Source organism: Dyella sp. C11 (genome assembly GCF_003121485.1).
Classification (GTDB): domain Bacteria; phylum Pseudomonadota; class Gammaproteobacteria; order Xanthomonadales; family Rhodanobacteraceae; genus Dyella.
Genome location: NZ_QAVX01000019.1, coordinates 1 through 21,895, shown reverse-complemented (window position 1 = coordinate 21,895; position 21,895 = coordinate 1). Strand labels below are relative to the sequence as shown.

Annotated in this window: 24 protein-coding genes; 10 read left to right on the top strand and 14 right to left on the bottom strand. The window is 64.6% G+C overall.

Annotation, left to right across the window (positions count from 1 at the left end):
- Positions 1 to 33: 33 nt before the first annotated feature.
- Positions 34 to 918, top strand: a complete 885-nt coding sequence (locus DK366_RS16310) for a cytochrome c oxidase assembly protein (RefSeq protein WP_109126628.1) — start codon at positions 34 to 36, stop codon at positions 916 to 918.
- A gap of 12 nt (positions 919 to 930) precedes the next feature.
- Here the strand turns inward: DK366_RS16310 and DK366_RS16305 are convergent, their stop codons facing one another.
- Together DK366_RS16305 and DK366_RS16300 are read right to left on the bottom strand one after the other, a co-directional pair.
- Positions 931 to 1,389, bottom strand: a complete 459-nt coding sequence (locus DK366_RS16305) for a copper chaperone PCu(A)C (RefSeq protein WP_232821083.1) — start codon at positions 1,387 to 1,389, stop codon at positions 931 to 933.
- On the bottom strand, positions 1,386 to 2,024 hold the full coding sequence (locus tag DK366_RS16300) for an SCO family protein (protein ID WP_198651604.1): 639 nt from the start codon (positions 2,022 to 2,024) through the stop codon (positions 1,386 to 1,388). Before DK366_RS16300 ends, DK366_RS16305 begins: the two co-directional genes overlap by 4 nt.
- 60 nt (positions 2,025 to 2,084) lie before the next feature.
- On the opposite strand from DK366_RS16300, the gene DK366_RS16295 reads away from it, so the two are divergent.
- Entirely contained in the window at positions 2,085 to 2,468 is a 384-nt protein-coding gene (locus DK366_RS16295; protein WP_109126626.1) for a DUF423 domain-containing protein, read from the top strand.
- An 8-nt stretch (positions 2,469 to 2,476) separates the two neighbouring features.
- Here the strand turns inward: DK366_RS16295 and DK366_RS16290 are convergent, their stop codons facing one another.
- The 5 genes from DK366_RS16290 to DK366_RS16270 all read right to left on the bottom strand — a co-directional run bounded on the left by DK366_RS16290 (position 2,477) and on the right by DK366_RS16270 (position 5,957).
- A complete protein-coding gene (locus DK366_RS16290; protein WP_109126625.1) occupies positions 2,477 to 2,941 on the bottom strand; it encodes a DUF1203 domain-containing protein in 465 nt (154 codons plus the stop codon).
- 91 nt (positions 2,942 to 3,032) lie between these two features.
- Positions 3,033 to 3,236: a hypothetical protein gene (locus DK366_RS16285; RefSeq protein ID WP_109126624.1), complete on the bottom strand. Its 204-nt coding sequence runs from the start codon at positions 3,234 to 3,236 to the stop codon at positions 3,033 to 3,035.
- A gap of 100 nt (positions 3,237 to 3,336) precedes the next feature.
- The gene (locus DK366_RS16280) at positions 3,337 to 3,528 is read right to left on the bottom strand and encodes an Arc family DNA binding domain-containing protein (protein WP_109126623.1); all 192 of its coding nucleotides are present in this window, start codon (positions 3,526 to 3,528) and stop codon (positions 3,337 to 3,339) included.
- Positions 3,518 to 4,393 (bottom strand): SPFH domain-containing protein, encoded by an 876-nt coding sequence (locus DK366_RS16275; RefSeq protein ID WP_109126622.1) that lies wholly within the window; start codon positions 4,391 to 4,393, stop codon positions 3,518 to 3,520. The genes DK366_RS16280 and DK366_RS16275 overlap by 11 nt, the downstream gene beginning before the upstream one ends.
- 64 nt (positions 4,394 to 4,457) lie before the next feature.
- Positions 4,458 to 5,957, bottom strand: a complete 1,500-nt coding sequence (locus tag DK366_RS16270; RefSeq protein ID WP_157956593.1) for a transglutaminase-like domain-containing protein — start codon at positions 5,955 to 5,957, stop codon at positions 4,458 to 4,460.
- A gap of 413 nt (positions 5,958 to 6,370) precedes the next feature.
- Here DK366_RS16270 and purT point away from each other — a divergent pair, with 413 nt between their 5' ends.
- The 3 genes from purT (at position 6,371) to adhP (ending at position 10,397) form a co-directional block, all read left to right on the top strand.
- Positions 6,371 to 7,552, top strand: a complete 1,182-nt coding sequence (gene purT, locus DK366_RS16265; RefSeq protein ID WP_109126620.1) for a formate-dependent phosphoribosylglycinamide formyltransferase — start codon at positions 6,371 to 6,373, stop codon at positions 7,550 to 7,552.
- Between the two features lie 153 nt (positions 7,553 to 7,705).
- On the top strand, positions 7,706 to 9,226 hold the full coding sequence (locus tag DK366_RS16260) for an FMN-binding glutamate synthase family protein (protein ID WP_109126619.1): 1,521 nt from the start codon (positions 7,706 to 7,708) through the stop codon (positions 9,224 to 9,226).
- A 133-nt stretch (positions 9,227 to 9,359) separates the two neighbouring features.
- A complete protein-coding gene (gene adhP, locus DK366_RS16255) occupies positions 9,360 to 10,397 on the top strand; it encodes an alcohol dehydrogenase AdhP (protein WP_109126618.1) in 1,038 nt (345 codons plus the stop codon).
- 13 nt (positions 10,398 to 10,410) lie between these two features.
- On the opposite strand, the gene DK366_RS16250 is transcribed toward adhP, so the two are convergent.
- The 4 genes from DK366_RS16250 to DK366_RS16235 form a co-directional block, all read right to left on the bottom strand.
- The gene (locus DK366_RS16250) at positions 10,411 to 11,121 is read right to left on the bottom strand and encodes an arginyltransferase (RefSeq protein WP_109126617.1); all 711 of its coding nucleotides are present in this window, start codon (positions 11,119 to 11,121) and stop codon (positions 10,411 to 10,413) included.
- Between the two features lie 77 nt (positions 11,122 to 11,198).
- Entirely contained in the window at positions 11,199 to 11,591 is a 393-nt protein-coding gene (locus tag DK366_RS16245; protein WP_109126616.1) for a DUF2007 domain-containing protein, read from the bottom strand.
- A 76-nt stretch (positions 11,592 to 11,667) separates the two neighbouring features.
- Positions 11,668 to 12,531, bottom strand: a complete 864-nt coding sequence (gene tesB / locus DK366_RS16240; RefSeq protein ID WP_109126615.1) for an acyl-CoA thioesterase II — start codon at positions 12,529 to 12,531, stop codon at positions 11,668 to 11,670.
- Positions 12,532 to 12,624: 93 nt separating this feature from the next.
- Positions 12,625 to 13,191 (bottom strand): N-acetylmuramoyl-L-alanine amidase, encoded by a 567-nt coding sequence (locus tag DK366_RS16235; RefSeq protein ID WP_109126614.1) that lies wholly within the window; start codon positions 13,189 to 13,191, stop codon positions 12,625 to 12,627.
- Positions 13,192 to 13,269: 78 nt separating this feature from the next.
- Here DK366_RS16235 and DK366_RS16230 point away from each other — a divergent pair, with 78 nt between their 5' ends.
- The 5 genes from DK366_RS16230 to egtD all read left to right on the top strand — a co-directional run bounded on the left by DK366_RS16230 (position 13,270) and on the right by egtD (position 18,935).
- Complete coding sequence (locus DK366_RS16230; protein ID WP_109126613.1) at positions 13,270 to 13,791, top strand: alpha/beta fold hydrolase; 522 nt, start codon at positions 13,270 to 13,272, stop codon at positions 13,789 to 13,791.
- Entirely contained in the window at positions 13,788 to 15,995 is a 2,208-nt protein-coding gene (gene rlmKL, locus DK366_RS16225) for a bifunctional 23S rRNA (guanine(2069)-N(7))-methyltransferase RlmK/23S rRNA (guanine(2445)-N(2))-methyltransferase RlmL (RefSeq protein WP_109126612.1), read from the top strand. Before DK366_RS16230 ends, rlmKL begins: the two co-directional genes overlap by 4 nt.
- Before the next feature lie 124 nt (positions 15,996 to 16,119).
- Positions 16,120 to 16,461, top strand: a complete 342-nt coding sequence (locus tag DK366_RS16220) for a hypothetical protein (RefSeq protein WP_109126611.1) — start codon at positions 16,120 to 16,122, stop codon at positions 16,459 to 16,461.
- Between the two features lie 237 nt (positions 16,462 to 16,698).
- Positions 16,699 to 17,952 carry an ergothioneine biosynthesis protein EgtB gene (gene egtB / locus DK366_RS16215; protein WP_109126610.1) on the top strand — a complete coding sequence of 418 codons (1,254 nt, stop codon included), beginning with the start codon at positions 16,699 to 16,701 and terminating at the stop codon, positions 17,950 to 17,952.
- Positions 17,949 to 18,935, top strand: a complete 987-nt coding sequence (egtD, locus tag DK366_RS16210) for an L-histidine N(alpha)-methyltransferase (RefSeq protein ID WP_109126609.1) — start codon at positions 17,949 to 17,951, stop codon at positions 18,933 to 18,935. Before egtB ends, egtD begins: the two co-directional genes overlap by 4 nt.
- A 48-nt stretch (positions 18,936 to 18,983) precedes the next feature.
- Here the strand turns inward: egtD and DK366_RS16205 are convergent, their stop codons facing one another.
- Genes DK366_RS16205 through DK366_RS16195 form a run of 3 tightly spaced genes read right to left on the bottom strand, consistent with a single transcriptional unit; the run spans position 18,984 to position 21,540 of the window.
- Positions 18,984 to 20,138, bottom strand: coding sequence for a calcium:proton antiporter (locus DK366_RS16205; protein ID WP_109126608.1), 1,155 nt, complete (start codon positions 20,136 to 20,138; stop codon positions 18,984 to 18,986).
- Positions 20,139 to 20,150: 12 nt separating this feature from the next.
- Positions 20,151 to 20,573 carry a VOC family protein gene (locus DK366_RS16200; RefSeq protein ID WP_109126607.1) on the bottom strand — a complete coding sequence of 141 codons (423 nt, stop codon included), beginning with the start codon at positions 20,571 to 20,573 and terminating at the stop codon, positions 20,151 to 20,153.
- A gap of 49 nt (positions 20,574 to 20,622) precedes the next feature.
- Positions 20,623 to 21,540, bottom strand: a complete 918-nt coding sequence (locus DK366_RS16195; RefSeq protein WP_109126606.1) for a LysR family transcriptional regulator — start codon at positions 21,538 to 21,540, stop codon at positions 20,623 to 20,625.
- Positions 21,541 to 21,895: the final 355 nt, after the last annotated feature.

Here is a 21,895-nt window from a genome sequence, read left to right as displayed (position 1 = left end):
GCGGTCGCCGCTGATCCGGGCCGGGTTTGTTCGATGATGGCAAGCGTGCTCAAGTGGATCGTGCCCTGGGAGTTCTCCTGGGTGTTCCTGCTCCTCTTCGTCGTGTGCAGCGCGCTCTATGTGCGTGGCAGCCGGCGTTTGCGCGTGAGCATGGGGCGGCGACTGTCGTTCTGGATCGGCATGGTGCTGATCTACGTGTCACTGCACACGTACCTGGATTATTTCTTCGAGCATGAGTTCTTCATGCATCGCATCCAGCAGATCGTGCTGCACCATCTTGCGCCGCTGCTGATCATTGCCTCGTATCCGGGAACCGTGTTGCACAAGGGTTTGCCGTTTGCCTGGCGCTTGCGCGTGTTGCGGCCTGTTCGCCGGTCGTGGCCGTGGCGCGTGGCGAGTGCGGTGTGGTGCAACCCGGCGGTGGCCACGGTGCTGTTCGTGGCGTTCATCCTGATCTGGCTGGTGCCTTCGATGCAGACGCTGGCCATGCTGGACTGGCGCGTCTATCGCTTCATGAACTGGTCGATGCTGGCCAGCGGCTTCACCTATTGGTGGCTGGTGCTCGACCATCGCCCGCGTCCGCCAGGCCGGATGACACCAGGCGTGCGCGTGCTTTCGCCGGGTATCACCATGACACCCCAGATTCTCGCGGGCGCCATCGTGACATTCTCCAAGGCGGATCTTTATCCGATCTTCGAAATCTGCGGTCGCGCCTTTACTTTCAACGTGCTCACGGCGCAGCTGGTGGGCGGCGTCATCATGTGGGTACCGGCAGCGTTGATCGAATCCGTGGGCGCGTTGCTGGCCATGCGCCAGTGGCTGCGTCTTTCACGTAACGGGCGCATTCGACGCAAGCCCTGGCCATCGCGGCGCACCGCCGCCGCGGCACGCCGACAAGAAGAACTTCGCCAGGCTTGATGGGGTGCGCGCTTAACCGCCTGCGCCCGCCGCGTTGGCCGGCTGGGCGGTGAAGTCGGCATCGAGCGTGCTGCCATCGTCGAACGTAAAGCTGACCTTGATCTTGTCGCCCACCTTCACCGGTGCCGTCGGGCTCATCAGCATGAGGTGATAGCCGCCGGGCGACAGTGCCACCTTGGCATGGGCGGGGATGGCGAGGCTGTCAACCATGGACATGCGGCTGACGCCCCCTGCATTGCTGCTCTCGTGCAGCATCGCGCTGCCGTAGCGAGCGGACTGCACGGCTCTCACGTTGATCGGCTGATCGCTGATGTTCTCCAGCACGACATAGCCGCCGGCCGGCAGATCGCCGGGCAGCACGCGAATCCACGCGTCGCGGGCCTGCACATGGGCGGCCTCGGTGGCGTGCGCCGTCAAGCTGGCCATGCCGGCGAGAAACAAGGGCAGGGCGCGTACGAGGCGAAAATTCACGATGGATGTCCCAGGCTCAGCAGGAGGTGCAGGTCGTGAACCATGTCGTCCTGCGATTGGTTTGGCGTGGCGAGCAGTCGGGCCTTGCCGTTGCCGTCGAAAACGTAGATGGCCGAGCTGTGGCTCACTTCGTACTGGCCATCGGCACGATCGGGCTCGCGGGTAAAGGCGGAGCGATAGCGCTTGCTGAGCGTTTCGATGTCGCGTGGCGAACCCGTCAGGCCCACCGCACGCGGATCGAACGCGTTGACGTAGGCATGCATGATGTCCGGCGTGTCGCGGGCTGGATCGACGCTGACAAACAAAATGCGCGCGCCATCGGCCAGCGGCCCCAAACGCTGCATGACCACGTGAAGCTGGGCCAGCGTGAGCGGGCAGACATCGGGGCAATGCGTATAGCCGAAATAAAGCAGCACGACCTTGCCGCGATAGTCTTGCCCCGTGACGGACTTGCCGTGGTCGTCCACCAGATGGAAGTCCAGGTCCGGCATGTGACCCGAGATGTCGTTGAGATGCCAGTCAAGCCCATCGTCGCGATGACAGCCGCCGAGCAGCCCTGCGCCCAGCGCCAGCATCAGCAGCATCAGCCAGTGACGGGTGCGACAACGCTTCGTGCGAGAATCGGTGGGAATCATCGCGCCAGCATACGACACTGACTGCCGGGCCGGAGCACGGCGAGCCGAGGAACGATCCGCATGCGACAACCTGCCTTGACGACTGGCGTGCTTGTGGGCCTGGCCGGCGCGAGTGCCGTCGTGCTGGGTGCCTTCGGCGCGCATGCCTTGCGCGATGTGCTGGACTCGCGCGGTACGGAGTTATGGCACACGGCGGTGAGTTACCACTTCTGGCACGCCATCGCGCTGGTGTTGGCGGTGATGCAAGCCGACGGTCGCTCACGGCGCGTGGCCGTGACAGCCTTCGCCATCGGCATCGTGGTTTTCAGCGGCAGCCTCTATGCGCTGGCCCTGGGCGCACCTCGCTGGTTCGGCGCAATCACGCCGCTGGGCGGCGTGGCGTTCATCGTGGGATGGATCGCGCTGGGCATCGCGTTGACGAGGCGGAGCGTGCGCGAATCCTGACCGCCGTTTCAGGCACGGTCGATGCGCGCAACGTAGCAGCCGTATTTCGCCGAGTGCACGTGCACGTAGGCAATGTCAGCGTTGCCAAACATGCGCTGGATCATCGTTTCCATGGCAGTGCCTGGCACCACATCGGCATCGCGAATCATGCCCCGGCTGTCGAAACCGCGCAGCGACAACAGGCGGCGACGCAGCTGATCGGGCACTTCGTCGACGCGATCGTATTGTTCCTCGCCTTCGCGGATGTAGATCGCGTGCGTGGCGCGATACGGCGAATTCGCGGGCTGATGCTCGTAGTTGAGCAGGATCAGCGTCTGGCCTTCCTCGGCATCGGTCAGGCTGATACGGCAGGGATAGCTGTGCGGGCTGTCGGCCACCACGCGCATGGCACGGCGTTCCAAAAGATCCTGGTCGGACATTGAAAACAGGCCGGCGAACGGCTCGGCTGGCAGGCCAGAGATGCGGAAATGCATGGCTAAGACTCCGTCTGACGGGAATGTCTTCAGCTTGCCGTCGCACTCCTGCGCCTGCCATCCGGTTCTTGCGCTGCGATGGTCTGCGCGCTCAATCCACGCGGAATACGGACACCGATTCGCATTCGGGGCAGCGATAGCTCTGCAGTTCCGTGTTCTTTTCTTCCGACCACTTCAGTGCCTCGGCCGGCAATGAATCGTCGCGTTCCATCTCGATACTGGAGCCGGTGCGTGTGCATGCATCGCAGAGCACGGGGCCATCGGGTAGCAGGCGGTAGGTTTCGGTCTTGGCCATGGTGGTTCTCCAGTGCGTGGCATATCGCAGGAGAGCAAACGTAGCGCCGGGATCGTGCAGGTCGCGTCGAAGTGGAATCAAGGGTTCACGCGTCTGGGCGTCAGTCCGTTTCGTCGTCCTGTACGGGCTCCGAGGCGTCGCGCTTCAACCGGCCTTGCCTGCGTAACGCTTCACGCAGCACGAATTCGATCTGCGCGTTGACGCTGCGCAGATCGTCGTCGGCCCAGCGCTGCATGGCTTCGAGCACGGCAGCGCTGATGCGTAACGGGTAGGCTTTTTTCTCAGCCGCCATAGAGCGTGCCGGTGTTCACCACCGGTTGCGTGGCACGGTCGCCGCACAGCACCACCAGCAGGTTGCTGACCATGGCGGCGCGGCGCTCTTCGTCCAGTTCCACCACGCCTTGCGCCTTGAGCTTGTCCAGCGCCATGGCAACCATGCCGACGGCACCTTCCACGATGCGCTCGCGCGCGGCGACGATGGCGTTGGCCTGCTGTCGTTGCAGCATGGCCTGGGCAATTTCCTGGGCGTAGGCGAGGTGGCTGATGCGTGCCTCGACCACGCGAACGCCGGCCTTGTCCAGGCGCGCCTGGATTTCGTCGCGCAGGTGGTTGTTGATCACTTCGCCGTGGCTGCGCAGCGCGGGCTTGCCGTCGTCGTGCGAGTCATAGGGGTAGTTCTGGGCCATCTGGCGCAGTGCCGATTCGCTCTGGATGGTGACGAAGTTTTCGTAGTCGTCCACGCAGAACACGGCTTCGGCGGTGTCGATGACCTGCCACACCACGACGGCGGCGATTTCGATGGGATTGCCATCGCTGTCGTTGACCTTGAGCTTGCCGCTTTCGAAGTTGCGCACGCGCAGCGAGACACGGCGGCGGGTGCAGAACGGGTTGGTCCAGCGCAAGCCTTCCTCGCGCACGGTGCCGTGATACTTGCCAAACAGCTGCAACACCTGGCCTTCGTTCGGGGCCACCTGGAAGAAGCCCTTGGACATGAAGACGGTGACCAGGTGCACGAAGATGCCCAGGGCCACGGCGACCAGCACCGGCGCCTGATGGGTCAGGCCGTAGCCCTCCAGGCCGAAACCGATCAAACCGAGTACGAAGACGAGGACAACGGTGGGAATGCCTGCGGCCGAAAAGCCTTGCTGCTCGTTCATGGTGGTTCCTCCCTGGGTATGAAAATTAGATATCACTTTGATATCTAATTTCAAGGGGAGGGTGTCACCAGTCACGCGCGGCCACGGCGCCGCCCATCACCGTCGGCGCCAGTTCGGGGGCTGTGCCGACCTGGGCGATGCGCATCTGGCCAAACAGGTTGGACATGTTGAAGAAGTGCCAGGGGTCGCCGTCGCCGCTGTCCAGCGCGATGTGCGTGCTGTCGAAATGCCCCAGGGCGGCATCGAAGCTCTGCCAGCGGCCGTCGACCCACGCCTGCACCCACGCGTGTGGCACGAACACGCGTGTGCTGCCGGCGTAACGGTCGGCATAGACCAGGCCAGTGACCATCCTGGCGGGAATGTGCTCCGCGCGCGCCAGTGCCGTGAGCAGCACCGCGTATTCCTTGCAGTCGCCGCTGCGCAGCTTCACCACTTCGAGGGCGGAGGCGTAACCGATGTCGCGCCCGTTCGGCGGGATGTACTCACTGACGAAGTCGCGCAGCTGCACCATTTTCTGCCGGTCGCCTTCGGCGCCGGTGATGGCCTGGTCCGCCAGCGCGCGGATGTCCGGCGCGTCGGATTGCACCCACGCGTTCGCTTCCGTGTCCTGTGGCCTTGGGGGAGGCTGGCCGCCTGCCACGGCATTGCCCACATCCACCTGCCAGTCGCCGTGCTCCAGCCGGGTAACACGTTGTTCGTCGGTGGTGATCGCGGGTTGCGCGTCGCCATCGTTCACGTGGATGACGTAACGCAGGTCGTTCCTGCGCATGGCCGCGGAGAGCGCCTGCGGCGCGTCGATCATGGCGGCACGCAGCATGTCGATGTCCTGCGTGGGCGCCATCGCGCAGGCCTGGCTGCACGCCACCATGTCCAGTTCATGGCCCAGCATTTCCAGTGAGCCTTTCCGGGTTTCGCCACGCTCGTTGATCCACAGGTCCATGCGCTGCACACCGCGCGGTGTCTGCAGGACTTCGCGCTGGTGGTTCAAGGATTCCGTGCCTTCCGGCAGTACGACGCGCTCATCACCGAGCACGTCGATATCCACCGCCGCCACGTCCTGGCTGGTCGTATCGAACAGGTTGATGAGGTAGTGCCCCGCATGGCCGGAAGCACGGGCCATAGCCTGCCGCTGTCCATCGCTCAGCAGGGCACCGGCGGGCCACTCCAGCGCCGTGCGACTGGCGACGCCGGCCACGGTGGTGGTGACCAGGTAGGTGCCATCGGCCTGGCGCTGGCCATCCACGATGCTGTCCGAGGCGGAGAGCGTGCTTCGCGAATAGAACCCGAGCGGCTGGCCGTCCAGCGTCTCCACGCTGCGTGTGAGCACGGCCATGGGGATGGTCTTGCCGCTGCGGTTGAGTTCGAGCTGCAGATCCTGCGTGGTGGTGACCTGCGCGCCGTCGACCTGGCGATCGATCCGCAGGTGGCCAATCTTGCGGCCAGCCAGCGTCACCGCCATCCACGTCGTGTCCGTTACGGGCGCAGCACCCGGTTCCCGGGCGAGCACGCCGGGAGCCGGGCTCAGTGCGAGCGCCATCGCCAGCGCTGCAGGCCACTTGCGCATAGTCGCTCCGTGGGGACGGTGACAAGTCACAGTCAATGCCGGTCGCTGTCGTTCGTCAATGGAATTTGCGTGATGACGAAGTGACATCTGGCGTAGTTCGACTAGGGTCTGTTAACGCTACTCGCGTAGCTCGCGTTGTTTGTCTGTGGCTGTCCAGTGGCGGTGCGTGGCGCCGGCCTGGCTGGTGGCCAGGTCAAGACGCGCGCTGCCGCTGGGCGGCCACAGACAAACAACCCTTCGGGCCGGGTCTTTTGGCCCGCCATACCGCGTCATCACTTAGTCGTGTACGGACGTACACTCCCTCGTTCTTCCTTGTCTGACGGGCAAAAAGATCCCGGCGCGGGCCACGCGAGTAGCGCTAACAGACCCTATCACCCGCTTACAATGTCGCTTTGCCATCTCCGGAGACACCGATGAAGCCCTTTGGCACGCCTTATTCCAACCACGCGCTGCGCGTCTTGCTGCTGGGCTCGGGCGAACTGGGCAAGGAAGTGGCGATCGAGCTGCAGCGCTACGCGGTGGAGGTGATTGCGGTGGACCGGTACGCGAACGCGCCCGCCATGCAGGTGGCGCATCGCAGCCACGTGATCGACATGCTCGACGGCGCTGCGCTGCGCGCGCTGATCGAGCAGGAGAAGCCGGACCTCGTGGTGCCGGAGATCGAAGCCATCCACACGCCGACGCTGATCGAACTGGAGAAGGGTGGCCTGCGCGTCATTCCGACCGCGCGTGCCGCGTGGCTGACGATGGATCGCGAGGGCATTCGCCGCCTCGCCGCCGAGGAATTGAAACTGCCGACGTCGCGCTACCGTTTCTGCGAGACCGAGGCCGAGTACAAGGATGCCGTCGCCGCCATTGGCCTGCCGTTCGTCATCAAGCCGGTGATGAGTTCATCCGGCAAGGGTCAAAGCGTGGTGCGCACCGACGCCGATCTGCAGCCCGCGTGGGACTACGCCCAGTCGGGCGGTCGCGCTGGCAAGGGCCGCGTCATCGTTGAAGGCTTTGTCGATTTCGACTACGAAATCACCTTGCTCACCGTGCGTCACCGTGACGGTGTCAGCTTCTGCGCACCCATTGGGCATCGCCAGGAAGACGGCGACTATCGGGAATCCTGGCAGCCGCAGCCGATGAGCGAGTTGGCCCTGAAGGAGGCCGAGCGGCAGGCGGAAGCCATCACCGGCGCGCTGGGTGGCTGGGGCGTGTTCGGCGTCGAGTTCTTCGTGAAGGGCGACAGCGTGATCTTCTCGGAAGTGAGTCCGCGTCCGCACGACACCGGCCTGGTCACGCTCATTTCGCAAGACCTTTCGGAGTTCGCATTGCACGCGCGAGCCATCCTTGGCCTGCCGATTCCCGCCATTCGCCAGCTTGGGCCGTCGGCCTCTTGCGCGGTGCTGGTGGAAGGCGAAGGCGATGCGCCGCGTTATCACGGTATTGCCGACGCGCTGAAGGAGTCGGACACCCAGCTGCGTATCTTCGGCAAGCCCACGGTGAAGGGTCGTCGCCGCATGGCGGTGACGCTGGCGCGAGATGAAAGCGTGGAAGCGGCGAAAGCCAAGGCCATTCGCGCCGCCAGTGCATTGCGCATCGAGCTTTGATTCTGGTTTCCTCTCCCCGCCGGAGAGGATGATGGAGCGGTTCGCGAAAGGCACTCGACGGAGCACGCGTCGATGATGTGTTCGTGAGGGATCGCCACCGTTTGCCTCCGGCGTCTGGAGGCAAACGCACTGCAGTGACAACGGGAGGAAGTGATGGAATCGTCGGGATTCGCGCATTGGCTGGTCGTGGTTATCGAGACGTTTGCGGCGCTGTTTCTCCTGTTCCTGGCGTTGCTGGTGGTGGTGATCGGCGTGGTCTGGCTGGTGGATCGCAACCAGACCAGCAATTCGGTACTGCGCAACTTCCCGGTCATCGGGCACTTCCGCTACTGGTTCCTGCATCTGGGTGAGTTCTTCCGCCAGTACCTGTATTCCAGCGACCGCGAAGAACTGCCTTTCAATCGTGCGCAGCGCATGTGGGTGTATCGCGCGGCCAAGAACGTGGACAACACCAACGCGTTCGGTTCCACGCGCGATCTGCGTGGCGAGGGCGTGCCGTTCTTCGTCAATGCGCCGTTCCCCGCGCTGGGCGAGAAGCACGTGGAGCCACTGCCGGTAACGCTGGGGCCTTACGCACGCGAGCCATATCAGCACGCGGCGTTCTTCAACATCTCGGCGATGAGTTTTGGTGCGCTGTCCGCACCGGCCGTTCGCGCGCTGTCGCACGGTGCGAAGAAGGCGGGCATCTGGATGGATACCGGCGAGGGTGGTCTGGCGCCGTATCACCTGGAAGGCGGCTGCGACATCATCTTCGAGATCGGCACCGCCAAGTACGGCGTGCGCACGCCCGATGGCAAGCTCGATGACAACAAGCTGCAGGCCATCTGCGCGCATCCGCAGGTGAAGATGGTGAGCATCAAGCTGGGACAGGGTGCCAAACCCGGCATGGGTGGCTTGTTGCCCGCGGCGAAAGTCACGCCGGAAATTGCCGCGATTCGCGGCATTCCCGTGGGCCAGGATTCGCAGAGTCCCAATCGTCATCTCGACATCGGCAACGTGCAGGAGCTGATGGACTCCATCCATCACATCCGCGAACTCACCGGCAAGCCCACCGGTTTCAAGGCCGTGTTCGGCGGCATGGACTGGATCGCCGACCTGTGCGCCGAAGTGCACAAGCGTGGCATTGAAAGCGCACCGGATTTCATCATCGTGGATGGTTCGGAAGGCGGCACCGGCGCCGCACCGCAGACCTTGATGGAGGGTGTGGGTCTGCCTTTGCACGAGGCGTTGCCCGCGCTGGTGGACATGCTCGTGGTGAAGGGCCTGCGGGAACGCATCAAGGTGATCTGCTCGGGCAAGTGCATTGCGGCGTACGACGTGGCATGGGCACTCTCGATGGGCGCCGACTTCGTCAATTCCGCGCGCGGTTTCATGCTGGCGCTGGGTTGCATCCAGTCGTTGCAATGCAATCGCAACACGTGTCCTACCGGCATCACCACGCAGAACCCCAAACTGCAGCGCGGATTGGTCGTCGCCGACAAGAGCGAGCGCGTTGCCAACTACGCGACCAACGTGATGCACGAGGTCGGCATCATCGCGCACAGCTGTGGTGTGGATGAGCCGCGACAGCTCAACCGCAATCACTGCCGTGTGGTCGGCGACGATGGCATTTCGGTGCCACTGGTGAAGCTCTATCCCTATCCGGTGGTGCCGCACGCGGCCAAGCACGCGTAACGGTTTGGTGCATTGATCCTGGTCACCCGCCCATCACGCGATGGGCGGCATCTTTGGTGGCTCATCCCCGACGTGCGCCTGCGCCGCATGATGTGGCGCGAGTGGCGTGCGTCCCGCTACCGGAGATCGCCTCATGGCCCCCAGGACGATGAAAGCCGCTGTTGCGCACCGCTTCGGCGAACCGCTGCGCATCGAGGAAGTCCCGGTACCCGTGCCCTCGCGCGGCGAGGTATTGGTAAAGATCGTCTGTACCGGCGTGTGCCATACCGACGTGCATGCCGTGGATGGCGACTGGCCGGCGAAACCCAATCCACCGTTCATTCCCGGCCATGAAGGCGTTGGTGTCGTCGCCGCACTGGGCGAGGGCGTTGAAAACCTCAAGGTGGGTGATCCCGTGGGCATTGCATGGCTGCACGACGCCTGCGGCCATTGCGAGTACTGCATCACCGGTTGGGAAACCCTGTGCGAAACGCAACACGACAGCGGCTACAGCGTGGACGGCACGTTCGCCGAATACGCCATTGGCAACGCTGCCTACGTGGCTCGCCTGCCGGACGGCGCGGACTTCGCGCAGATGGCGCCCATCCTTTGCGCGGGCGCGACAACCTACAAAGGCATCCGCGAAACCGAAGCACGTCCCGGTGAATGGCTAGCCGTGTCTGGCATTGGTGGCCTGGGCCATTTAGCCATCCAATACGCCACCGCGATGGGCTTGCAGGTGGTGGCGGTGGATGTGGCAGACGACAAGCTCGCATTGGCTCGCGAACTCGGTGCAGTGGCTGCGATTGATGCACGCAGCGCCAACGCCGTGGAAGAAGTGCTCGATGTCACCGGCGGCGGCGCGCACGGCGTGCTAGTCACTGCGGTATCGCCACCGGCGTTCTCGCAGGCCCTGGGCTTCACGCGCCGCCGCGGCACGATGAGCCTGGTGGGATTGCCGCCCGGCGATTTCGCCACGCCGATCTTCGACGTCGTGCTCAAGCGCCTCACCATCCGCGGTTCCATCGTGGGCACGCGCAAGGATCTGGCCGAAGCCGTGGCGTTCGCCGCCGAAGGCAAGATCGTGCCCACCATCGAGCGGCGCAAGCTGGAGGACGTCAACGACGTGCTTCAGGGATTACGCGAGGGGCATATCCAGGGGCGCGTGGTGCTGGACATCGGCCAACCCTGAGCGCGAGTTTGCTTCAGGGGTCCTGCATGTCCGTCCAGCCTTCGCTGGTGCGGACCTGCATGGGACGGAACTTGCGCTTGTAATCCATCTTCGGATGGCCGGCGATCCAGAAGCCGAGATAGATCCACGGCAGGCCGCGCCGTTTGGCCAGCTCCACCTGCTGAAGAATGGCGTATGTGCCCAGGCCGCGCGCGGTTTCGTCGGGATCGTAGAACGTATAGACGGCTGAAAGGCCTTGCTGGCAGACATCCGTCACGGCCACGCCGAGCAGTCGCGCGCCCTGACGAAATTCCAGGAACATCGTGGGACTCCACGGCGCGGTCAGGAACCGGCGGAAGTCGCTGGCATCCGCTTCGTCCATGCCGCCGCCGGGATGGCGCTGGCGCAGGTAGCGCTCGTACAGCGCGTGGCGTTCGGCGTTGTAGCCGGCCATGGACTCCACGACCTGCAGGTCCTCATTGCGCTTCAGGCATCGGCGCTGGCTGCGGTCGGGGCTGAAGCGTTCCACGTCGATGCGACAGGGTGTGCACGCCCGGCAGCTGGTGCAATACGGGTAGTAGAGGTGCCCGCCGGCGCGTCGGAAGCCGCGTTCCAGCGCCGGGCCATAGAGCTGGTCCAGCTGTGGGGCCGCCGGATCGATCACCAGGTTCTGTGCCGTGCGCTCGCCAAAATAGCCGCAGGCGTGCGGCAGGGTTTGGAAGAGGCGGACACGATCGGAGCGCATGACCCGATTCTATGTCTGGTTTGGCTCACATTGTCAGTAGGGAAAAGCTGATATGGCGCCTGGCCGACCCGGCCGGTTCAGATGACACCCATGTACCGGAGCATCAGAACCACGAAAGCGCCGGCCACGGCCAGCATCACGATGCGGCGCATGCGGGTCGCCACGCTCTGGCGCTTCATCTCCGGGGTGGGGTTGCGTGCCAGGGCCAGCTCCTCGCCATGGCGTACCACCGGCTCAATGCCCAGCTCCTTCAGCAGGGCGCGGGCGCGGGTGTAGTCGTCGGCGCGGGTCACCCAGACCTGGGCCCAGTTATCGCGATTGTCCTGGCGCTGGGAGTAGCTGAAGCGCTGGTAGGTTTGCCGCTTGTAGTTGGAGCGGTTCTCGATCGTGCAGTCGATGCCGCGCTCGGTCAGCAGGGCGGCCACGCGGTCGATGTTTTCCTGGCGGGGCGAGGTGTAGAGCTGACGCATGGGGAAACCTTGGATTCACGCCGGGGCGGGCAGGCCGGGAACGGCCTGCGTCATGGTACTACGCGGGTCCGGCGACTCAGCCGCGCAGGCGGATCAGGCCTTCCTGAGCGGTGGAAGCCACCAGGCGACCGTCGCGGGTGAAGATCTGGCCACGGGCAAAGCCGCGCGAGCCCTGGGCGGTAGGGCTGTCGAAGGAGTACAGCAGCCATTCGTCGGCGCGGAACGGGCGGTGGAACCACAGCGCGTGGTCCAGGCTCGCCATCTGCACGTTGTGCGTGTAGTACGAGATGCCGTGCGGCAGCGTGGCCGTGCCGATCAGGTTGAAGTCCGAGGCGTAGGCCAGCAGGGCGCGGTGGAGGTCCGGCGAATCGCCCACCGGTGCGCTCAGGCGGAACCAGATGTGCTGGATCGGCGGGCGCTTCACCGGATGCAGGCGGTCCTGCGGCCAGACGTGGCGGAATTCGAACGGCGAATCCACGCCCAGCCAGCGCTGGAGCTTCTCCGGCAGCTTGGCCAGCTGTTCGGGCGGCATCGGCTGCATCGGCTCGATGTCCTCGGGCATGGGTACTTCGGGCATCGACGACTGGGGCTCGAAACCCGGCTCCGGCACCTGGAAGGAAATGGACCCGTTGAGGATCGGCTGGCCGTGCTGGATGGCCACCACGCGACGCGAGGAGAACGTGCCGCCGTCGCGCGTGCGCTCCACGCTGTAGACGATGGGCGCGTTGATGTCGCCGGCACGCAGGAAATAGGCGTGCAGCGAATGCGCTTCGCGGCCGGTCTCCACGGTGCGCTGGGCGGCCGACAAGGCCTGGCCCAGCACTTGGCCGCCGAACACGAAATGCGTACCGATGTCCCGGCTCTGGCCGCGGAACAGGTTGTCCTCGAGACGCTCGAGTTCGAGCAGGTCGACGAGTTCGCGGACGTGGGTTTCCCTCATGGAAAAAGCTCGGCGGATTGGGATGGCCGGCAATTATAGCGATTGTGGACGCCCGTCTTCGGGGGCGACCAACGGACCCGGCTTGTGGTTGCATCAGCCGCCCGCAGGCGTCCATCGCCCCAGGCCGCTACCTTCGATGACTTCGGGCCATGGGAACAGCGGACCGGGATCGAGCTTGCGCGGTACATCGAGCGACGGATCGTCGGTGGCGGGCAATCGGGCCGTGGCCAGGTCTTCGTGGCCCGCAAGGCGGTGCAGGTTGGGGTACTGCCGCTTTAATTCGGCCAGCAGGGCAAGCAGGGCGTCGATCTGGGCGCGGGTATACGGTTCGGTCATGGCCTGGCGTCGCGAATCCCACCAGTCCGGGTAGCGCCCCAGGTTCACCAGCTCGATGCCGATGGAATGGGGGTTATGCCCCCGCACGTGGTTGGCCACCCGCGTGCCCGGCACGTATTGGTGAACGCTGCCGTCGCGGTCGATGTAGAAATGCCCGCTGGCACCCGCGCCGCTCTCGTAAAGCACCCGTTCGCCGTATTCCCGCGCCATGGCGAGGTCGGGCAGTTCGGTGCAGTGGATCACCACCATTTCCACGGCGCCGGCAGGGCGCTCGGGCAGCAGGGAAACGTAGGGAAGGGGCTGATCGACGATGGTCAATGACATGCCGGGAGTCTAACGACCGTCGATTGAGACGTCGCCTGTTACGATGCGCGGCCTGAAAATGTCGTAGCGGAGTCCGCAATGGGCGGCCAGATCATTCTTTCGCATGGCTCGGACTCCGGTCCGGATGCCACCAAGGTCAGCGTCCTGGCCGCTTTCGCCGAGTCCCTGGGCTGGAAAACCCAGCGCCCCGACTACCGTGCGGACGACGCGCCGGGTTACGCCGGTTCGGTGGATCCGCGCCTGCAACGCCTGGTGGCGGCCATCGACGCGCTGGACGCGCCGCCGGTGCTGGTGGGGTCGAGCATGGGCGCGTTCGTGTCCGGGCTGGCCTCGCTGCAGCGGCCGGTGGCTGGTTTGTTCCTGCTGGCCACGCCCAGCGAGATTCCCGGTTATCGCCAGGCTTTTGACGTCGCCGAGGGCGTGCCCTCCGTGCTCTATCACGGCTGGCGCGATGACGTTTGCCCGCCGGGAGGCGTAGTCGCCTTCGCAGGCCGTCGTCGCCTGCCACTGATCGTGGTCGATGACGACCATCGCCTGGGAGACAGCGTGGACCGCATCGTCGAGCAGTTCGGCCTGTTCCTCACCGGGCTGGCCGCATGAGCGCCTTCTTCGCCACCTGCCCGAAGGGCCTGGAATACCTGCTGCGCGACGAGCTGGTTGCGCTGGGCGCCGCCGACGTGCGCGAGGCGCTTGCCGGCGTGCATTTCTCCGGCACGCTGGAAACCGCCTATCGGGCCTGTCTGTGGTCCCGCCTGGCCAGTCGCGTGCTTCTGCCGCTGGCCGAGTTCGACGCATCGACTGACGACGCGCTCTATGCCGGCGTGCAGGCCATCGACTGGTCCCAGCACCTCGGCCCGCGCGCCACGCTGGCGGTGGACGCCAACTCGGCGCAGAGCAAGCTGACCCACAGCCAGTTCATTGCGCAGCGCGTGAAGGACGCCGTGGTGGACCAGTTCCGCCAGCGCGACGGTTCGCGCCCCGACGTGGATACCGACGAGCCGGACGTGCGCATCAACCTGCGTTTGCGCCGCGATCGCGCCACGCTGTCCATCGACCTGGCCGGTGCGCCACTTCACCGACGTGGCTGGCGCGAACTGCAAGGCGAAGCGCCGCTGAAGGAAAACCTGGCGGCGGCCATGTTGATCCGTGCCCGCTGGCCGGAGGTCTATGCCGAAGGCGGCGCGCTGCTCGATCCCATGTGCGGTTCCGGCACGCTGTTGATCGAAGGTGCGTGGATGGCCGCCGGTGTGGCGCCGGGCCTGCATCGCGACTACTACGGCTTCCTGGGTTGGGCGCAGCACGACATCGCGGTGTGGCGCAGCCTGCTGGACGAAGCGCGCCAGCGTGCGGAAACCGGCCTGCGAGCACTGCGCGCCTGCTTCTTCGGCAGCGATGCCGACCCGCGCATGGTGCAGACCGCCAAGCGCAATGCGCAGGAGGCGGGCGTGTCCGGCTTCATGACGCTGGACAAGCATGACGTGACACATGTGTCGCCGCCGCCTGGCTACACGCGTGGCCTGGTCATCACCAATCCGCCTTATGGCGAGCGCCTGGGCGACCGAGCCGAGATGCCACGCCTGTACCGCTCGCTGGGTGAAACCTTCCGCGAGCGCTTCGCCGGCTGGCGTGCCGCCGTGCTGGCGGGCGACGTGGAACTGGGCCAGGCGATTCCGTTGCGGGCGGAGAAGAAATACGCCCTCTACAACGGCGCACTGGAAACCGTGCTGCTGATCTTCGAACTGCACGCACGCAGCGAGGCGCCGCGGGAAGCGAAACCGCTGTCGGAAGGTGCGCAGATGTTGCGCAACCGACTGGAAAAGAATCTGCGTCACCTGCGCAAGCGCCTGGAACGCGAAGGCATCCACTGCTGGCGCGCGTACGACCAGGATCTGCCCGAATACGCCGCCGCCGTCGATGTCTATGGTGGCGACAAGGGCCAGCCCTGGCTGCACATCCAGGAGTACCGCGCACCCGCCGAGATTCCCGTGGAAACGGCCCGCCAGCGCCTGCGCGAAATCGTTCGCGTGGCGGGCGAGGTGCTGGGCGTACCGCGTGATCGCATCGCGCTGAAAACCCGTGAGCGGGGCAAGGGTGGTTCCAAGTACGGCCAGTTCGACCAGCGAGGCGAGTTCATCGAGGTCGCCGAAGGCGGCCTGCAATTCCTGGTGAACCTGACCGATTACCTGGACACCGGCCTGTTCATCGACCACCGCCTGGTGCGCGCCAAGCTGCGCGAACTGGCGTCGGGCAAGCGCTTCCTCAACCTGTTCGCCTATACGGCCACGGCCAGCGTCTATGCCGCCGACGGTGGTGCACGCGACACCACCAGCGTCGATCTGTCGGCCACCTATCTGGACTGGGCGTCACGCAACCTGGCACTGAACGGATTCACCGGCGGCAAGCATCGCCTGATGCAGTCCGACGCGCTGACCTTCCTGCGCCAGGAGCGCGAGCGTTACGGCGTGATCTATGTGGACCCACCGACGTTCTCCAACTCCAAGCGAGCGGAGGATTTCGACGTCCAGCGCGATCACGTCGCGCTGCTGCAGGCCTGTGGGGAGCGGCTCACCAGCGACGGCGTCATCGTGTTTTCCAACAACTTCCGGCGCTTCAAACTGAACACCGAGGCACTGGCCGAACAGTTCAGGATCGAGGACTGGAGTGCGCCCAGTATCCCGTTCGATTTCACCCGTCGCTCGGACATTCACGGCTGCTGGCTGCTGCGCCTGCATCCCAAGGAATCGACCGGCGATTCGCCCTGGGGCGACAGTGTGAACCACGTCAGGAACCAGCGCCGCCGTTAAGCATTTTCACGGTTTCTACTCAGTCCGGATTCAGCGCAAAAGTCACAGCATTGATCCCGGCAAAGAGCGATAGGGGAAGAAGCATTCCCTGTCGGAATCAAGCCTCCCTTGGGAGACAAACCTTATGAACAAGAAGATTTCCACCATCAAGCGTGTTGCATTGGCCACGGCCATGCTGGTCGGCTGCGCCGCCGTTGCCCCGGCGTTCGCAGGCCATGTCAGCTTGAACGTGGGTATCGGTCTGCCGGCCGTGGGCGTGGGTTACTACGCACCGGCTCCGGTGGTTTACGCACCGCCCCCGCCGGTCGTCTACGCGCCGGCTCCGGCGCCCGTCTACTACGGTGCTCCGGCACCGGTGGTGTACGGCCCGGCCGTGGGTGCAGCCGTCGTGGTCGGCGGCCACCCGGGCTACTACCACCGTGGCGGCTACTACTATCGCGGCGGTTACCGTTACTACGGTCACTAAGCGACGTCGCACGTCGACATGAAGAAGCCCGGCCTTTGTGCCGGGCTTCTTTTTTTGTGATGCGCTGCGTCGTGAATGGGGGCGGGTGCTGTCAAGTTTTCGCCATCCCCACATCACACGGACTGAACGCTTCCTCCGGCATGGTGCCGGCATGTCAAAACGCCCCTCCCTCAGAACGAGTCTTGCCGGTCCATATCGCAAGGACGGCACCCGCGTATCTGGACGCCGGGGGCAGCGATGACCCTGGCGCAGTCGGCCACCCAAGCCGAGGCGCTGATGCTGCGATACCGGAGAATCCGCTCCCGCAGCAATGCCCTGTGCGCGTCGCTCACCCCCGAAGACATGATGGTGCAATCGATGCCGGACGCCAGTCCGACAAAGTGGCATCTTGCGCACACCACCTGGTTCTTCGAGCGCTTCGTGCTGGAGCGCAATCCGGACTATCGCTCGTCGCATCCGGAATGGAATTACCTGTTCAACTCTTACTACCAGACGGTCGGGCCGATGCATGCACGCCCGCGTCGTGGCCTGCTTTCGCGTCCGGGCGTCGCGCAGATACGCGACTACCGCGAACGGGTGGACGAGGCGCTGTGCGAGTGGCTGGCGCGGGGCGTGGATGCCACGACGGTCGACGTCATCGAGCTGGGCCTTGAGCACGAACAGCAGCATCAGGAGCTGCTGGTCACCGACATCAAGCACGCCTTCTTCAGCAATCCGCTGCTGCCCGCGTACACGGCGCCGCTGGTGACGTCGTCGGCGACGTCGTCCGTGCCGCTGGAGTTCATTCCGGGCCGCGAGGGCGTTGTGGAGATGGGGCATCAAGGCCCCGGTTTTGCGTTCGACAACGAGTTGCCTCGCCATCGCGCGTTGCTGCAGCCGCATGCGCTGGCCAATCGCCCGGTGACCAACGCGGAATACGCCGAATTCATTCGCGACGGCGGCTACGACGAGCCGTCGCTGTGGCTGTCCGAAGGTTGGGACACCATCAAGCGCGAGCAGTGGCAGCGCCCGTTCTATTGGCAGGAAGACATGTCCAGCGAATTCACCCTGGCGGGCGTGCAACCCATCGATCCGGACGCGCCGGTCAGCCACGTCAGCTATTTCGAAGCCGACGCCTATGCCCGCTGGGCGGGTGCGCGGTTGCCCACCGAAGCCGAATGGGAGAACGCCGCCGCCTCGTTGCCGGTACAAGGCAATTTGCTGGACGCGTTGACCTTCCATCCTCAAGCCGCCACGGCAGGCGAGGGGTTGCTGCAAATGTTTGGTGATGTGTGGGAATGGACCGCATCGCCGTACGTCAGCTATCCCGGTTTCAAGCCGCTTGCCGGCGCACTGGGCGAATACAACGGCAAGTTCATGAATGGGCAATGGGTGTTGCGCGGTGGCTCGTGTGCCACGCCGCGCGAGCACCTGCGTGCCAGTTACCGGAATTTTTTTCCTCCCCATGCGCGCTGGCAGTTCATGGGGATTCGCCTGGGGCAGGATCGATGAGTGTGCAAGCCTGTGAAATTCGCGACGACGACCGTCGCCCACCCGTCGACGACCTGGTCGGCATTGTTCAACGTGGCCTGCGTGCCAAGCCCAAGCGCCTGCCGTCGTGGTTGTTCTACGACGAGCGCGGCTCGCAGTTGTTCGAGGATATCTGTGAACAACCCGAGTACTACCTGACGCGCAGCGAGATCGCGCTGATGGATGTCCATTCGGGCGAAATCGCCGATGTGCTTGGCGCGGACGTGCGCCTGGTCGAATACGGCAGTGGCAACGCCATCAAGACCCGCATGCTGCTGGAACACCTGCACGCGCCGGTGTCCTACGTGCCGGTGGAGATTTCCCCTGAGCCGCTGCGCAACAGCACGCAGGCGTTGAATACGCGCTTCCCCAATGTGCCGGTGCAGGCGCTGCATGCCGACTTCACGCGTCCGTTGCGCTTGCCGATTCCACCGCGCGCACCGCGCCGCACGGTGATCTATTTCCCGGGTTCCACCATCGGTAATTTCGAAGCGCGGGAAGCCGCCGAACTGCTGCGCAAGATGCGCGGCGAAATGGGCGACAACGGCGGCATCCTGATTGGCGCGGACCTGAAGAAAGACACGGCGACCATCGAGGCGGCGTACAACGACAAGGCCGGTGTCACCGCCGAGTTCACGCTCAACATGCTGGTACGCCTGAATCGTGAAATCGGCAGCGACTTCGACCTGTCGGGCTTCCGCCATCGTGCGCACTACAACGCGATGATCGGACGTATCGAAACCTTCATCGTCAGCACGCGCGATCAAAAGGTTCGTGTGGGCAAGCAGCAGGTGAGTTTCGCTGCGGAAGAGGCGATGCAGGTGGAATACAGCTGCAAGTATTCGCCCGAGGATTTCGCTGCGCTTGCCGGCAAGGCCGGGCTGTCCATCGCCCACGAGTGGACCGATCCGCAGGGCATGTTCGCCGTGTATTACCTTGTGCGCGCTGGCGCGAAGTCAGCATGAGCATTTGCCGGACGTGCCCAAGGCAGGCACGCCCGGCTGCCAGTGGCGCTAAGGGCTGAAGACCAGCACCAGAAACACGGCAAACATCGACAGGTGCACCGCGCCTTCAAGCATGGTGGTGCGCCAGCCGGAAAACGTCAGCGTGCTCAGCACCAGGGTCGAGGAGAGCAGCACGATGCTCGCCGATGGCAGGCCCAGCACCACGGGTTTGCCCGTGAACAGGCCAATCGCCAGCACCGCAGGTACGGTAAGGCCCACCGTGGATGCCGCGCCGCCCAGGCACAGGTTGATGGCGCGCGTGAGCTCGTCGCGACGAATCGCGATAAGTGCCGAAATGCCTTCGGGCGTGAACACCAGCATGGCGATGATGATGCCGCCCAGCGCATGCGGCGCGCCGGTGGCGGCAATGCCGTAATCAAGCACCTTGGCCAGGCTCTTGGACAGGATCACGATCGGCAGGATGTTGACCAGCAACAACACCAGGTGGATAGCCATTTCGCCCTTGCGCGGACGCGGCGGCGGTGGCGGCACCTCTTCCGGCACGTTGGCGTCGGTATCCGAACGTGGCGCGATGAAGTAGCCCTTGTGGCGACCTGTCTGCAGCCACAGGAACAAGCCGTACAGCCCGATGGTAAGAATGGAGAAGCACACCGCCTGCACGGGTGTGAGCGTGCCGTCGTGCGTCGATGCGGTGAAATTGGGCAGCACCAGGGCGATGGTCGCCAGCGGGATGATCACGGCGAGGAACGCCGAGGCACCGTGCAGGTTGTACGCCTGCTCGTGATGTCGTATGCCGCCTATCAGCAACCCCAATCCCACCACGCCGTTGAGCACGATCATCAACACCGCGAACATCGTGTCGCGCGCCAGCGTGGCGGTATCGCCGGCACCCAGCATCACGGCGGAAATCAGCACCACCTCGATCAGCACGATGGACAGGGTGAGCACCAAGGTGCCCACCGGTTCACCCAGCAGGTGCGCCAGCTCCTCCGCCTCGTGCACCACGCCGAACGAACCCCACACGATGACGAAGAACAGCCACGCGAACAGCGAGAGGCCGATTTCGTGGCGGCTCAGATGCTGCATCCAGTCCGAGCCGAAAATAAGGAACAACGCCACGGTGAGCCAAGCGGCTGCCGGCCGGATCAGCATCTTGGCGTTGAATACGGGCAGCCCAGCAGGGCGAGGCGAGTCGAGGGTCATGGTTGCTCCGGCTCAAGGTGTATCGGTGATCAGCGTGCCGCCCCAAAGACCGGGATCGACGTCGGCAATCGATTGCGAGAATTTCCAGCGATGGCCGCCAGGATCTTCCAGAGCATACTGGCGTTCGCCGTAAGGGTAGTCAGTAGGCGGTTGCAATATCTGTGCGCCTGCGGCTTTGGCTTGCGCGTGATGCTGGTCGACATCGGCAACGTGGACCATCACCGCGTGTGTCGTATCGCCAGGCGCGTCGTCGCTCAGGCGCTCCGTGACGACGATGGACGCGCCATCAAAGGTGAGCTGCACGCGGTGGTCACCTATACGCAACCGCTCGCGAAAGCCCAGCGCGCGGCACAGCCATTCGGATGCCACGATGACGTCGTCATAGGCCAGCTCGGGAATGATGACGCCGGGTGGCATGGATCGATTGGTAATCATGCAGGCGCTCCTGTCGAGCCCGTTTCTTCGGCAATGCCGCGCATCGCGCTCAGGTGTTGATCTCCACGCCGCGTACCAGCCGCTTCGCCAGGCGTGGCTGTTTCAGTTGTTCCAGCCACCACGACTGGGCGCGACCTTCCTGGTCGCCGCGCCATGCCACATAGAGCGTATTGGGTTCACGCGGATCGGCCATGCGTTTCTCGACGAGTTCGCCGCGCTTGAGCAGGCCGGCCACGCGATGACGCGGCAACCAGCCGACGCCCAGGGCTTCGCGTTGCGCGAGGATCTTCGCCGCCATGCTGGGCACGGCCAGCGTGGCCTGCCCACCCACCAGGCCGTAAGCGCGGCCGGCGGAACTGCGTGAGGAATCGGCAACGACCACGCTGCGATGACGCGCCACCACTTCGCGCTCCAGCGGCTCCGCTGCCTTGGCCAGCGGATGGCGAGGCGACACGGCGAACACCCACTCCATCACGCCCAGCTCGAACCAGCGGAGCTTCGGAATGGCGGGTGGCTCGTTGGTGGCACCGATGATGAGGTCGGCTCGCCCTTCGCGCAGCGCCTCCCATGTGCCTCCAAGCACTTCGTGCGTCATGCGCAGCGCAACGCCTGACTGCAGGGCATCGAAGGAACGGATCACCGGGGCGAACAACTCGAATTCGAGGATTTCGTCGGTGACGATCCACAGCCGATCTTCCCAGCCGCTGGCGATTTGCCTGACGCGACGGCTGAGGCGGGAGACGTCCTGCATCAATCGCGCGGCTTCATTGGCGAGCAACTGGCCGGCAGGGGTCAGCTGCAAACGGTAACGGCGGCGGTCGAAGAGCAGGGCGTCGAAGCGTGTCTCGAGCTGGCGCGCGGCGTGCGAAATGGTGGAGGGTGCTTTGCCGAGCCGCGCGGCGGCGCGCGACAGGCTGCCGCTTTCGCGGATGGCCTCCAGCAGTGCCAGTTCATCCTCTGACAACATGTTCGGGCCTTTCGAACGAGTGTGGGGAGGATGGTACGCCAAGGGTGTGGCGGTGCGCGTCTATTTTTCCCTCTCCCTTTTGGGGAGAGGGTTGGGGGGAGGGGTGGGCGCTCGCGATAAGGTCTCTATCCCTCACCGTCATTCCCGCGAAGGCGGGAGGAGCCTTTCAACGGCCGAAGGGCCGGTCATCCAGTGACTTTGCTTTTGGCTCCGTCGCTCAGTTGAAGCGTCGCCGCGACCTGGCTCGCCTGCCGCGGGCTTCCGACGATCTGCCGATCGCCGGGTCACTTTCTCTTGCTTGCCCAAGAGAAAGTAACCAAAGAGAAGGGCACCCCGGATGACGCGCCTTCCGTCC